Annotated in this window: 12 protein-coding genes; 8 read left to right on the top strand and 4 right to left on the bottom strand. The window is 63.0% G+C overall.

Annotated features, from left to right (window positions below):
- Positions 1 to 98 precede the first annotated feature (98 nt).
- From ABFX29_RS12400 to ABFX29_RS12365, 8 genes are read left to right on the top strand one after another with little or no spacing between them, the layout of a single operon-like run.
- Positions 99 to 1,037, top strand: a complete 939-nt coding sequence (locus ABFX29_RS12400) for a transporter substrate-binding domain-containing protein (protein ID WP_152229024.1) — start codon at positions 99 to 101, stop codon at positions 1,035 to 1,037.
- Positions 1,034 to 1,993 (top strand): amino acid ABC transporter permease, encoded by a 960-nt coding sequence (locus tag ABFX29_RS12395; RefSeq protein WP_246167665.1) that lies wholly within the window; start codon positions 1,034 to 1,036, stop codon positions 1,991 to 1,993. Before ABFX29_RS12400 ends, ABFX29_RS12395 begins: the two co-directional genes overlap by 4 nt.
- Entirely contained in the window at positions 1,993 to 2,826 is an 834-nt protein-coding gene (locus ABFX29_RS12390; protein WP_152229058.1) for an amino acid ABC transporter ATP-binding protein, read from the top strand. The genes ABFX29_RS12395 and ABFX29_RS12390 overlap by 1 nt, the downstream gene beginning before the upstream one ends.
- Positions 2,823 to 3,965 (top strand): CapA family protein, encoded by a 1,143-nt coding sequence (locus tag ABFX29_RS12385; protein WP_246167667.1) that lies wholly within the window; start codon positions 2,823 to 2,825, stop codon positions 3,963 to 3,965. The genes ABFX29_RS12390 and ABFX29_RS12385 overlap by 4 nt, the downstream gene beginning before the upstream one ends.
- Positions 3,955 to 5,196 (top strand): CaiB/BaiF CoA transferase family protein, encoded by a 1,242-nt coding sequence (locus ABFX29_RS12380; RefSeq protein WP_211372415.1) that lies wholly within the window; start codon positions 3,955 to 3,957, stop codon positions 5,194 to 5,196. Before ABFX29_RS12385 ends, ABFX29_RS12380 begins: the two co-directional genes overlap by 11 nt.
- Positions 5,193 to 6,266 (top strand): 2-hydroxyacyl-CoA dehydratase family protein, encoded by a 1,074-nt coding sequence (locus tag ABFX29_RS12375; protein ID WP_152229025.1) that lies wholly within the window; start codon positions 5,193 to 5,195, stop codon positions 6,264 to 6,266. The genes ABFX29_RS12380 and ABFX29_RS12375 overlap by 4 nt, the downstream gene beginning before the upstream one ends.
- On the top strand, positions 6,263 to 7,501 hold the full coding sequence (locus ABFX29_RS12370; RefSeq protein WP_152229026.1) for a 2-hydroxyacyl-CoA dehydratase family protein: 1,239 nt from the start codon (positions 6,263 to 6,265) through the stop codon (positions 7,499 to 7,501). Before ABFX29_RS12375 ends, ABFX29_RS12370 begins: the two co-directional genes overlap by 4 nt.
- Before the next feature lie 47 nt (positions 7,502 to 7,548).
- Positions 7,549 to 8,790, top strand: coding sequence for an MFS transporter (locus tag ABFX29_RS12365; RefSeq protein WP_152229027.1), 1,242 nt, complete (start codon positions 7,549 to 7,551; stop codon positions 8,788 to 8,790).
- 8 nt (positions 8,791 to 8,798) lie between these two features.
- Here the strand turns inward: ABFX29_RS12365 and ABFX29_RS12360 are convergent, their stop codons facing one another.
- The 4 genes from ABFX29_RS12360 to ABFX29_RS12345 form a co-directional block, all read right to left on the bottom strand.
- Positions 8,799 to 9,392 carry a MarR family winged helix-turn-helix transcriptional regulator gene (locus ABFX29_RS12360; protein WP_152229028.1) on the bottom strand — a complete coding sequence of 198 codons (594 nt, stop codon included), beginning with the start codon at positions 9,390 to 9,392 and terminating at the stop codon, positions 8,799 to 8,801.
- 530 nt (positions 9,393 to 9,922) lie between these two features.
- A complete protein-coding gene (locus ABFX29_RS12355) occupies positions 9,923 to 11,629 on the bottom strand; it encodes an AIPR family protein (RefSeq protein WP_346038495.1) in 1,707 nt (568 codons plus the stop codon).
- Between the two features lie 420 nt (positions 11,630 to 12,049).
- On the bottom strand, positions 12,050 to 12,211 hold the full coding sequence (locus tag ABFX29_RS12350) for a hypothetical protein (RefSeq protein ID WP_170287797.1): 162 nt from the start codon (positions 12,209 to 12,211) through the stop codon (positions 12,050 to 12,052).
- 169 nt (positions 12,212 to 12,380) lie between these two features.
- A complete protein-coding gene (locus ABFX29_RS12345) occupies positions 12,381 to 13,505 on the bottom strand; it encodes a reverse transcriptase family protein (RefSeq protein WP_152229030.1) in 1,125 nt (374 codons plus the stop codon).
- Positions 13,506 to 13,698 lie beyond the last annotated feature (193 nt).

Below are 13,698 nucleotides of genomic sequence, written 5' to 3'. Positions count from 1 at the left end.
GGCGTCACGGAACAAATTACTTCGTGATTAATATCAAGCAGCATGATATTCTCCTCGAAAGTTTGATCCGTGATGCAGCTCACACTCAGGAGATCACCATGAAGCTCAACCGATTCAGCACCGTCGCCGTTGCCGGCGCTGTCCTCCTCGCCCTGACGTCCTGTTCGGCGTCCGGCAGCGAGGCGGAACCCGCGGCCAGCGAGGGAAGCCAGTCCGCTTCCGGCGGGGTCAACACCGAAGCACCGGTGTATGACCAGCTGCCGGAGGCCATCAAGTCCGCCGGCGTCATCAACATCGCCGGGGACACCCATCCGCCGTACCGCACGCTTGAGCAGAACGGTGACATCACCGGCATCGACCCGGACATCCAGGCAGCTCTGTCCGAGCAGCTCGGCGTCCCCTTCGCCATCCAGACGGCGTCCGGCCTGGATGCCATGCTCACCGGAATGCTCTCCGGCCGCTACGACGCCTTCAACGGCCCGGTCCGCACCACGCTCGAGCGGGAGGCCGACTTCGACGCCGTCGTCTGGATGACCACCCGCACCTCCTACCTCTACCTTGCAGAGCGGAAGGACGATCTCGAAGCTCCCGAGGATCTCTGCGGCGCCCGCGTAGCCGGGGTCACCGGATCAGTGACCGAGAGCCAGCTGGAGCGTTACACCGAATGGTGCTCCGAAAAGGGCCTTGATGCACCCGAGTTCGTCGGGCTGAAGGACACCAACTCCACCATCCTCGCCGTGCAGTCGGACCGCGCCGATTATGCCGGCACCACGCAGACCGCGGCACTCGACATTCAGTCACAGGATGAGGGCACCTTCGAGTTCCTCGTGCAGAGCGATGAACAGGGCGCCGGCGTGGACCAGCTCGCCATGTTCCTGCCGAAGAGCAACGAGCTCGCCCCCGCCATGCTCGCTGCGTTCGAGGCCATCTTCGAGAACGGCGAATATGACCGGATCATGTCCGAGTGGAAGCTCGACGACGTCACGGTGGAAAGCCCCACGCTGAACCCCATGACAGCGCGTGAGACTGGCAAATGAGCATAACGGACACCCCCATGTCCTCCGGACCAGCCGTACGCACTAACGCCGTGGACGTGGCCCAGGCCCGTCCCCGCATCAAGCCGCTGCGCATTCTGGGCACTGCCCTGCTCCTGCTGATCGCCGGCAGCATTGTGTACTTCCTCGTCACGAACAAACGGTTCGAATGGCCCGTCGTGGCTGAGTACCTCTTCGCCCCCAGCGTGCTGCTCGGCCTGGTGACCAGCGTCCTGCTCATGGTGGTCACCATGGTGATCGGCACGGTGCTGGGCACCCTCCTGGCCGCCGGCCAGCTGAGCGACTACTGGCCCGTCCGCGTGGCGTGCATGGCCTTTGTGGGCTTCTTCCGGGGTGTCCCTCCGCTGGTCCAGCTGATTTTCTGGTTCAACCTCGCCTACCTGGTCCCCCGCATCGCCGTCGGCGTGCCGTTCGGTCCGGAGTTCTTCAGCTGGTCCACCAACGACCTCATCACCCCGCTGACCGCCGCCATCATCGGCCTCTCACTGCACGAGGCCGCCTACATGGCGGAGATCATCCGGGCCGGCATCCTCTCCGTGGACCAGGGACAGCACGACGCCGCGTCCGCCATGGGATTCAGCCGCTGGCACTCCTTCACCCGGATTGTGATGCCGCAGGCCATGCGCGTGATCATTCCGCCGACCGGCTCCCAGATCATCGCCACCTTGAAGGGCACGTCGCTCGTGAGCGTGATCGCCATGGGGGACCTGCTGCACGCCGTCCAGGTCATCTACAACCGCACCTATGACGTGGTTCCCATGCTGATCGTGGCCGTGATCTGGTACCTCGTGGCCGTCACCATCCTCACCTTTTTCCAGCGCCGCGTCGAGGAGTACTACGGCCGGGGCGCCACGCGCCACGCGCCCAAGGCAACCGCCAGTTCCAAGCCCGCCGCCGCCGGTACTACTGCCGCGATCCGGACCCAGGAGAACCAATGATGAACACCGCACAGACCCCGGGCGGGACAAGTGCCGCGGGTACGGCGACTGTGACACGTCCCGTCCTTGAGGTAGTAGGCCTGCGTAAGCGCTTCGGCGACCACACAGCCCTGGACGGCATCGACCTCACCGTCAACGAGGGCGAAGTAGTGGCTGTCCTGGGCCCCTCAGGGTCGGGCAAATCAACCCTCGTCCGCTGCCTGGACCAGCTGGAGACCATCGACGGCGGCGCCATGTACCTGGACGGCGAACTCCTCGGCTTTGAACAGGGAAAGGTCCTGCGCCCGCTGACCGACGCCGGCGTCCGCGCCCAGCGCCGCCGGATGAGCATGGTGTTCCAGCAGTTCAACCTGTTCCCGCACTGGACCGTGCTGCGCAACGTCACCGAGGCTCCCATCGCCGTCCACGGCGTTGCCCCGGCCAAAGCCAAGGCGCAGGCACTGGACCTGCTGGAAAAGGTCGGCCTCTCGGACAAGGCCACCGCGTACCCGCGGCAGCTTTCCGGCGGCCAGCAGCAGCGCGTTGCCATCGCCCGTGCGGTCGCCGTCGAACCCCGCGTGCTGCTCTTCGACGAACCGACCAGCGCCCTGGACCCGGAACTGATCGATGAGGTGCTGCAGACCATGAAGTCCCTGGCCGCCTCGGGGCGGACCATGGTGGTGGTCACCCATGAGATGGAGTTCGCCCGCGAAGTCGCGGACCGCTGCGTGTTCATGGCCGACGGCAAGGTCGTCGAAGACCAGCCCGCAGAGGCATTCTTCCGCAATCCGCAGACTGACCGGCTGCGCTCCTTCCTGGCCCGCTCAATGCGCAGGAACGACGAGCAGCAGTGACAACTACCCTGATGGCCACCGGGGATCTGGTCCTGGAACGGAAAGACGCCTCGTCCCTCTTCAGCGCCGTTGCCCCCGTGCTGGCCGAAGCAGACATTGTCATCGGCCACCTCGAAGTCCCGCACACCAACTCCACCACCACCGCGTCCACGGACGTGCCCGCTCTCCCGGCCCCGCCGTCGGCCCTCGACGCCGTGGCCGACGCCGGATTCGACGTCCTCACCCTGGCCGGGAACCACGTCTACGACTTCGGCGCGGAAGGCATTGAGGACACCCGGCGGCACTGCCGCGAGCGGGGCATGGCCACCACCGGCGCCGGCCGCAACCTCGCCGAGGCATGGGAACCGTCGGTCACCGAGCACGCCGGCCGGCAGGTGATCGTGCTCAGCGTCAACTGCGTGGGACCCAAGGAGTCCTGGGCCGGCAGCTCGAAAGCGGGCTGCGCCTGGGTAGAGGTCGTCACGCACTATGAGCCGCAGGGCGCCAACCCCGGCGGACCGCCGCGCACCTACACGTTCGCCGAACCGGGGTCCCTGGCCGCTTTCACCGAACAGGTGGCAAGCCATGCACGCCAGGGTGCCGCCGTCGTCGTCGCCCTGCACCAGGGGCTGGTCCACCAGCCGGTGGAGATCGCGCAGTACCAATACGAGATCGCCCACGCGGCCATCGACGCCGGGGCTGTGGCGGTGCTCGCCCACCACGCCCACATCCTCAAAGGCGTGGAGGCCTACCGCGGCCGCCCGATCTTCCACGGGCTCGGCAACTTCGCCACCGTGACCCGGGCACTGGGCGGAGCCCCCGGCGATTCGCCCGAGCGGCGGGCCTGGGCCCGCGAAAGGACCAGGCTGTTCGGCTTCCAGCCGGACCCCGCCATGCCCGAGTACCCGTTCCACCCGGAAAGCCGGAACACCCTGATCGCCGTTCTGACCCTGGGACCGGAGGGCAGCGTTGCAGCGGAAGTTATTCCCTGCTGGATCGACGACGACGCCCGGCCCGTCCCGCTGGCCCGCGCCGACGGCGGGCAACAGGTGGGCGACTACCTACAGCGCATAACCCGGGAAGCCGGCCTGGACACTGTCCTGGACTGGGCAGGAGACCGGCTGACCGTTCACTTGAAGGAGACACCCCATGAGCATTAACACCAAACCCCTGGCGGGCAAGACAGTTATCGACCTGACGACGGCGCTGGCCGGCCCCTACGCCACCCTGCTGCTGGCGGGACTGGGCGCCCGGGTCATCAAGGTGGAGAACCCCACCCGGGGCGGGGACTCCTCTCGCAACAACTCCCCCTACGTCACCTCCCAGGGCCTGAACGTGCGGCGGACTTCGGAGGACGACATGTCCGTCTCGATGATGCTCCGGGGCCGCGGCAAGGAATCGGTGACGCTGAACCTGAAGCACCCGGAGAGCAAGCAGGTATTGTTCGACCTCATTTCCGAAGCGGACATCCTGGTGGAGAACTACAGCGCCGGCGTGACCAAGCGCCTGGGCGTCGATTATGCGAGCGTGCGCCACCTCAACGAGAAACTCGTCTACACCTCCATCAGCGGTTTCGGCGCCGGTACTGAAAACGGGGACCGCAAGGCGATGGACACCATCGTCCAGGCGCTCAGCGGCGTCATGATGACTGCCGGGGAGCCGGGGCAGCCGCCGGTGCGATTTGGCCTGCCGATCGGTGACCTGTCCGCTCCGCTGTTCGCGGTCATCGGCACCCTGAGTGCTTTGCTGCAGGCTGAGCACACCGGCCAGGGACAGCACGTGGACGTGTCCATGCTCGGGGCACTGACCTCGATGGTGGCCTGCGAACCCTTTGACGCCCTGGAATCCGTGGGCTTCCCGCTGCGCACCGGCGCCTACGTTCCCCGGTTGGCACCGTTCGGCACGTTCCGTGCAGCCGACGGGTACTTTGCAATCTGCGCGCCCACGGACCAGTTTGCGGCAGGGGTGCTTCGCGCCATCGAGCGCACGGATTTGCTGGACTCCGAAGACTTCGGCACCCGCGATGCCCGGGTGGCCAACGCAGACCGCCTCCACGGGATCATCGCCGGGTGGGCCGCCGAAAAGCCCCTGTCCGAGGTACTAGAAGCACTCACTTCCCACGGTGCCCCCGCGGCACCGGTCCGGACAACTGCCGAGGCCGTCCGGGACCCGCTGGTGCTCGCCCGCGGCGAAGTGGTCCCGCTGTCCCACCCCAAGTTCGGCCACTTCGACGGCCTCTTCGGCTCGGGGCTGCCCATGGTCCTTTCCGGCAGCCGCACCACGCTGGACGCTCCGGCCCCGTACCTGGGCGAACACACGGACGTGGTCCTGAAGTCCCTGGGCTATGACTCCGACCGGATCGAGAACCTGCGCACCGCGGGTGTGCTGTGACTAGTCCGGGTCCCGCTGGCCCGGCGCCTCGGATCGGGATCATCGGGGCGGATGCGCCCCGGCAGATTCTCCTGGCCGCGGGCGCGACGCCGGTGCGGCTGTTCGGTGCCTGGTCCGGGGACGTCTCGCGGGAAGCGGCTGAGCTGCTGGGCGCGGCCGACGCCGTTGCCGCCCGGGTGCTCGACGACGTACTGTCCGGTTTTCACGACGACCTCGTCGGGCTGGTGGTCTGCAACGACTCCGCCGCGAACCTGCGGGTCTACTACGTGCTGCGGCTGCTGGCCGAACGCGGGCGCATCCCGTACCCGGTCCAGTTGCTGGATACGCCCCGCGGCGGCGGCCCGCACCGGAACCTCTTCGTCGCCCGGCAGTATGAGCGGCTGGCTGGATTCGTGTCCGGGTGCACCGGGCAAGTGCTCGACGCCGAGACGTTGGCTGCCGCCGCTGCCCGGGAGAAGTCGCTGGGTAAGGCCCTCGGGCAGGTGCGGGATCTGCGGGTCAAGGGCGCCCTCGCCGGGAGCGGGGCGCTCCGGTGCTACGCGGCTGCGGCCCAGCTGACGCCGGAGCAGGCACTGGCTGCCATCGAGGCGATCCAGCAGGCTGAGGCCCCGGGGACCGTGCTGCGGGTGTTTCTGACCGGCAGTTCGCACCCGGACACCACCGTTTATGAGGCGCTCGAACAGGCGGGCCTCGTTGTGACGGGCGAAGATCACGACGCCGGGGACGCTGCCTGGATCGGCCAGACCGTGGACGCCGCGTCGCCCGGAGAAGCCTTCCGCGCCCTGGCCGAACTGCACGCGCAGCGTCCGCCGTCGGCGTCGCGGTCCCTGACCTCCGAACGGACCGAACATCTGCTGACCGAAGTCCGCCGGACGGGCGCCGCCGGAGTGGTGGCCCTGGTCCGGGACCTCGACGACGGCCCGGTCTGGGACCTGCCCGCCCAGCGCGAGGCGCTGGCTGCCAGCGGAACCTGGCTGGCCGGCGTCGTCCACGTTCCAGCCGACGGAGCCGCAGCTGCCGCCGCCGATCTCATTGCCAGCGTCCAGTTGTCCGGGGAGATTGCCTCATGACCGACCATCGACTCCGTTCAGCCGTGGCCGCTACGCGCTACCAGAAGGAATGGTTCCAGTCCGTGCGCCAGCGGGCCGCGGCAGGCGAACCCATTGCGCTGTTGAACGCCGATGCCCCGCACGAAGTCTTCCGCGCCCTGGACATCCCCTACGTGGTGACGCAGTGGTGGTCCTCCATCATCGCGGCCAAGCGGGCCGGACCTGCGTCGATGGAGCGGCTGGCCGCCCGCGGGCTGCCCGACTTCAGCCAGCAGTACGATGCGATGCCGCTGGGTGAGCAGCTGCTCGACGCCGAGGACCGCCCATGGGACGGTTTGCCGGCACCGCGCTTCGCCGTAGCCGAGCGCAGCGGAGACGTGACCGCCAAGATTTTCGAGCAGTGGGGCAGGCTCCCGGGTACAGAAACGTTCCTCCTCTCCCGCACGGGCGCTGATCCGCTCCCGGACCGGTGGTGGGAGCTGGTGCCGCGCGACTGGGAGAAGGCCTTCGGCTCGGACCGGCTGGATCTGCTGCAGGGTGAAATCGAGGAACTGATTGGCTGGCTGGAGGAGCGCACCGGCCGCACGCTGGACCGCGACCGGCTGGCGGAGATCATGGACCTGGGCAACCAGCAGGCCGAATGGAACCGCAAAACCCGGGACCTCATTGCCTCCGCGCCGTTCGCACCCGTGCTGGTGAATGACACGATGCCCGCCGTCATGGCACCGCAGTGGCAGCGCGGCACCACCTGGGCGGTCGACGCCGCTCGGTCCTTGTATGAGGAAACCGCGGAACGGGTGGCCGACGGCGTTGCCGTATGTCCCGGGGAGAAGCGGCGGCTGATGTGGGTGGGCCGCGGACTGTGGTCCGATCTGGGCCTCTATACCCGGTTCCAGGAGGAGTTCGGAGCGGTGTTCGTGTGGTCGATGTACCTGGCGATCGCCGCTGACGGGTACCTGCGCTACGGCGATGACCCGGTCCGTGCGCTGGCTGCCCGCTTCGTCGGGATCACGGACCAGCTCTACGTGCCGCCGTGGTCTGCCCAGTGGTACGTGAAAGAGGCGCTGAGCCATCGGGTGGACGGGGTGGTGCACTTGGTAGCGGACGATACCCCCGGGAGCGGTTTCATTACCGATGCCCTGGAGGCCGAGGGGATTCCGGTGCTGGAAATCCGGGCCAACAATGCCGACCAACGCTCCAGCGACGCCGCCCGCATCCCCGAGCGGATGGCCGAATTCATCCGCGACCGTGCCTGATTCCAGCTGCCGTTTCCGCTGCCTCTGCTGCCCGGCCGGGCCCCGCCGTGGGTAGCGGCGCGGGGCCGGCGGGCCCGTTCCGGTACCCGAACTTCTCCTGGTACTTCACCGGTCAGGTCCTCTCCAACACCGGCGTCTGGTTCCAGAACCTCGCGCTGCAGCTGGTGGTCCTGGGGGCTACCGGCAGTGCCCAGGCGCTAAGCGGCATCACCATTGCCCAGTTCCTGCCGATCTTCCTGCTTGGAATACCTGCGGGGCGGCTGCTGGACCGGGTGGCACCGCGCACTGTGCTGCTGGCGACGTCGCTGGCTTCCGCCGTTGTCACCGCCAGCCTGGTCTTTGTGGTGACCCGGGATCCGGATCTGTGGCTGCTCTACAGCATGGTTGGGGTGCTGGGTTCGGTCCAGGCCTTTGAACGGGTGGCCGCGCAGACCATCATCTTCGAGCTGGTGGGCCCAGACGGTCTGTCCCGGGCTGCGTCCATCAGCACCATTTCGCTGGCCGCTGCCCGGTCGGTGGGCCCGGCGTTGGCCGGGCTCGCTTTCCAGGGACTCGGACCCAGTGCGTGCATCCTGATCAATGCTGCCGCCTACCTGCTGGTGTTTGCGTCGCGGCTGCGGATCCGTCCGGACGAGCTTCACCGGCGGTCATCCCGGACCCAGCGGGAGGGGGATGGCATCAAGACCCCGGGCGGGCCCGGGGCTAAGGCCTTGGACGGCTCGGCGGCGGGCGCCTTCCGGCGAAGCCGGGACGTAAACACCCTGCTGATCGTGAACGTGGTGATTGCCCTCCTGGCCATGAACTTCGGACTGGTGCTCACCTCCACCGTGAATCTCTCCTACGGCGGCGATGCCGGCGCAGTGGGAGCTGTCCACACCCTCAACGCTGTGGGCGCGATCCTCGGAGGCATACTGGCCGCCCGGAGGCCGCGAGTGTCGGTGCGGTCCATGATTGCGGCTACAAGTGTTTTCGGTGCGGCGCTGGCGCTGAATGCCGCGGCGCCCACGCTCCTGCTGTTCCTGGCAGCCGCTCCGGTGCTGGGCATTGCGGTGGGCTATTACCAGGGGATTGTGAACGCTGCTGCGCAGGAATCCGTGCGGCCGCAGTTCATTGGGCGCATGATGTCGCTGATGACGATGGGAAGTTACGGCATGGTGCCTTTTGGGGCACTGCTGATGGGCTGGGTCATCGATGCCAGCTCCGGCCGGGTCGCTCTGGCGGTTTCTGCGGTGAGCGCCTTCGCCTGCCTGCTGGTGGTGTTGGTCCGGACGAGGCCCACGTCTGCCTAAAGCGCTTGTCAGGTGTCCGGGTTGGCGCCGTCGGCTTCTTTGTTGAGGCCTTTGAGACGGCTGGCGGCCAGCCGGGACGGGACGTGCCGCGGGCGGCTGGTGATCTGGCGGCGGGAGACTGCTTCTGCCTCGGCTTCGTCATCGCCGAAGTATCCGCCGGCAAGGACCTGGGCCGCATGGTCCAGGACGCCGACGATTGAGTTGCCGAGGTCCTCTCCGATGTGGCTGGTTAGGCGTTGTTCGTGGTCGCGCAGTTCCTCTGTGCAGGCCTGTACGACGTCCCAGCCTGCTTCGGTGAGCTGGACGAGGCGTATCCGCCGGTTCGTCGGGTGGCTTCCCCGTTCCACCAAACCGAGTTCGAGGAGTTCGTTCGCCACGAGGTGTGCGGCCTGGGAGCTGACGAAGGTCCTTCGTCCCAGCTGGGCGTTGGAGAGCGGCAGCCCCTCCCCCAGGACCTGAAGCACGAGGAACTGGGACAGTGTCACGCCGTGGGCCAGAGCCAGGTTCTCGGTGAACCGGTCGAGCGCCCTGCCGAGACGGTAGGCCGTGTAGTTGAGGCGATTTGTTGCCGGCTCACCGCGTTCGTCTCGTTCAAGCTCCATCAGGGGAGAATATCAAGTTATTTGTGATTTTCAGACCGCGGTGGTGTTGCCTTTAGTCGGACGCAGGTCACGCGTTGCCGGATGGCGACGCGTCTTCCACGGGCCTTCGCGAAACACACGCAGAACCCGCAGACCGATGAGACGAGTTCAACGGGGCGGATTACGACGGCACCTAAGGCCACCGTCCCATGCCGCCGCGCGGCCGTCTAAATGACAGACTGCGAGAAACCGTCTTTGATTATCCCGAGGATGCGCCCGTCCCTGAGTTTATGCTCGTACCTCAGGGCGACCGTAAGCCCGGCGGTTCATTGTGCTCATGCTAAGTGTGATTCATGCGCGCTACGGTGGAGGCGATACCGTGCGTCAATGTCAACGATCTTTGCTGCAAGGCTACACATAGTATTCATGGCCGGCAGACATTGGCTCAGCCAGACGGAACAGAACGCTCGACGCGTCGGGACAACGGACGGAACCTGCATACCGCGGCCCACCCAGCGGTAGGCCATAGACTCACGGAGATACCGCTTTGTTCAGCGCTGTCTCACCTTTCCTAAAACCAAATCTGTGAACGACTGCGGCTTCACTGATTCACGACTCAAAGGTGCACCCTCTTGCACCTCGTCTATAACAGCGCACGCGTCCTTGAAGAGCGCTGCAGCCTTGAGGTCATCCCAGAGGATCTCATTAATTTTTTTTGTATACCGCTCCATCTTATTTGCCGTGAAAGCAGGCATCTCCCAGCCTGCAGCCAGGTACCGGGCAACCATGAGAATATGATAACGAGCAGGCTTGTAGCTCACTGGGATCTGGCCATTTCGAAAGAAAAACTCAAGCTTGTAGTAGGCGAATGCGGCTGCATAATATGGATCCAGCTTGTGTGAAGGATTGAATATCGTCCTGCCAACCTGCGGTTTGAGTTCCGAGTAGTAGTTAGCAGCCCTGCGAGGTTCATCGAGGAACATGGCCGCGAATGATCTCATCTCAATCGTCTTAGTGATGATCCGAACTTTCTCAACATTTGCCGTGTTGTACTGCTTAGAGCGACGTTCGTAGTGCAGTCGGTGACGCTCATCGAATGCCCTCATAAACGCCTCTAATTGCTTCTGGAACGTACTTAGCGCATACAGATCGTCGTCTGTTACCTGAGTCTGCCGATTAGTAGCGGTGATGATGGAGTTTATTACTTCCTCGTCATTCGTGGCAATAACCTTGAATGGAACTCCCAGACTATCAGGGAGATCCTCACGATTGTTGTAGAGAACATGACTTGTCTGGCACCCATTGACGATTTGGTAGTCCGAAACAAAAAACTTATTCCCTGTATTACGCAGACTTCGAGCAACCAACGTGACGCCATTATTCAGCACTACGAATCTATCTTGACCCTCCGAAGTTTGCAAGCTTCGAGCAATTTCATTATTTACCGGATTATCACCTTGAAAATCACGAACATTATCATAGAATATGTGTTTACGTATGCTTCCAGCCTGCGGATCCGATATGACTCGAAGAAACTCGCCCAGAGGAAGAACACCCACGTAGGATTCCGTGACCCCAACCATTTCCGGCACTGTCACCTTATTTGCGAATGTAAATTCCACTGCCGCTGCGTTTTTACTGCGCGTCCAACTGGCCTGTATCTCTGCAGCACCCAGGGGACGAAGGATAACTCTACTAAATAGATTAGTCCGCATGAGGTTGGCCTCTGCTTTTGTAATCTTTCCGCGCAGGTGGTCGTCGTCGACCCATGTGCCCGTAGACACGAACGACATCTCACACGTCGGCTTTTCATGCTTGAACTGGACACTGTGATCATAGATCCAGGCCATAATTTCCCGAAGCTGAAGAATGCGATCCGACATAGGCAGAATAGGATCGTCTGAAAAGAACTCGAGCACGCCTTCCCCGAAGGAGCCAATCTCCTCCCCACTGAATCCGCTTGATGTCTTGGCTTGCATAAAAACGAATCGGACGTCGAGGAACCCATTAGTCCTCAACAAATCTCCGATCTCTTCGATAGAGGTTACTATGACACCGTTGACGATGATGGCCGCACCGTCGAGAGTTAGGTCATTGCCGCCACCAGTATGAATATCCGAGACGTCAAACTCCTCGTCATATGAATCGGACAAAATGCAGTAATTTGTGAAGTGCTCGAAAGTAGTTGCTAGTTCACCCGCTGGGAGACTTTGCTCCAGACGAAAGGCCTCAACATAGGAAGTTGTAATCCGATCCATTGTGTCATCATGGCAGAAGGAGGGCAGAGCTTGATCGCGACAGGCCGGGTAGCGAGAAAACGCATAAGGGGCACGTGGACCATGGGCCCGAGTACCTAGTTGCATAGGTCTTACCCGAACGCTGCCGCGCTCGGCCACAACGGGTGCTGCCTGTTTCCTTTCCGCGCGAGCCGAAAGGGCAGCAGAGCCAAAGACGGGGAACGTTCCGGCCGGTCGAGGACCGACTACATTGAACTTCTGAATGTCAAGTGGCCTGCCGGCGCCATTGGGAACATGTTCATCCAGTTACTAAGTGTCCGACCGTTCGAGTCGGTGCCGCCCCAGGCATCGGCTGGAAACCCATCAACGCGAACCGCTTGGAGAGGCCTTCACACGCACCCGCGCTTGCCTGCCCGCCCCTGTCCTGACCCGCGCTGATGCTCAAGAAGCAACACCGGTGACGCACCCAGCGCCGTCAACAGTGCCTGCCCGCTCCAAATCCCGCGCATTGGCGATAACGCTGATCGCACTTATTGCGACGGCCTTGGCATTCCTAATTTCCTGCTTCACGGACTCGAGTTCAATGCCCATCTCGATTAGCACCACGAGCTACTTGTCGGATACCAGACTCCTGGACATGATTCGCCTACACAGGAGACTCCCAGGCTTGAGCGTGACGAACCTGATGTAATCCCCAAAGTACAAGACTTGAAACGTTACGGAGAAAGACCCTAGTTACTATTCGGACATACCGCCACCTGTGCCACAGTTCCTAAACTAGATTAGGCATTGGCGGCAAACCTTCGCGCCCAAGAATTTCATTAAAACGTCGGCACCAGTTCAGCGCAACTACTCTATCGACCCCAAGTGCGAAGGCAAGCCAGCCGGCAAGATGGTCGACAAATGCAAAAACTGAGTCAAACTTTCGATGGGCAGCGTGATTAGCAAGCCCGAATTCTTCGCATCCGCGAAGGTGCACTTCGATACGTCTGCGATGTTCCGGCATTAAACGCACAGAGTCATCAACCAAAAGCCCCAGAACAACTTTTCGTGAACCTGGTGGAACGATGCGCGTCTTAGCCTTGTGCGTAACGAAACCGGCTTTCCGAATCAAACCCGTTGCTTCTCGGACAACCGCTTCTGCGGTAGGACGATCGAAGGCGTCAAGGCTCGAGAATGCCAAATCGTCAGAGTAGCGGGTGTAACTTAAACTGCGTTGAAGCGCAAATTTCTGCAGGAATTGGTCGAGGCGAGTCGCGGCAGCATTAGCAAGAGAGCCGCTCGTCGGGCCGCCTTGAGGAAGGACTCCCATCCCTGCTACAGCATAGCTACCGATCACAGTGGTCGCAGCGAGCCAAGGAGCGCGTTCGGGATCTTCTGCCCGCGTCGTGATCCGTGCAAGTTCGAAGGACACAAGTTTGCTGTAACCCAATTTTCGAAAAACCCGATACACCGATTGTTCACTTACGGTACCGAAGAAATCGTGTAGATCCATCTTGACTAACCAACGAGCACCTATATGTTGCGACGCACATTGCACGATGGAGGTCTTCGAACGATAAGCGTAGCTTGCTGGGTGCACGGGCAATTTGTCGAGAATATTACGCAAGATCCATCGTTGTACGTCCATGAGGATCGGCTCGGGCGCCGAGATGGGCCGCGTTCCCCCGGTTGCTTTCGGTATCGCGATCGAACGATATGGGTCCCGGGTTCTGCTGACGATTTCCCGTAGATAGCTGTACGAAGCACCCGTCTCCCTAGCGAGGTGCCCTAGCGAGAGAATCGGATACGCGCCTTGAGCCCGCAATCGAGCTCTTTCCGCCGATGCGCGCCTAAGTGCCGACGGCTCAACCCCAAGATCGACCCCCTGCTGATGATAGAGGTGAGGAGGAATCACGTCGGCTTACCTTTCGACCCGTAGGGTACCGTAGGACTGGATGGAGAATCCCCGAGTCGCCGATGGAAAGGATGTCTCCATCCAGCCCCACGCGCAGACTCAGATCGTCCTGTGATCATAGTTAGCCACGATCCTTGAGTATGGCTAACGCCACACTCCAGCGAGCTGCAGCGACGCTGCAGCTTCATCACTA

This window comes from Arthrobacter gandavensis, assembly GCF_039528575.1.
In the GTDB taxonomy this organism is placed as follows: domain Bacteria; phylum Actinomycetota; class Actinomycetes; order Actinomycetales; family Micrococcaceae; genus Arthrobacter_B; species Arthrobacter_B citreus_B.
Note: the sequence above shows the minus strand (reverse complement) of the source record. Positions and strands in the feature narration are given on the sequence as shown.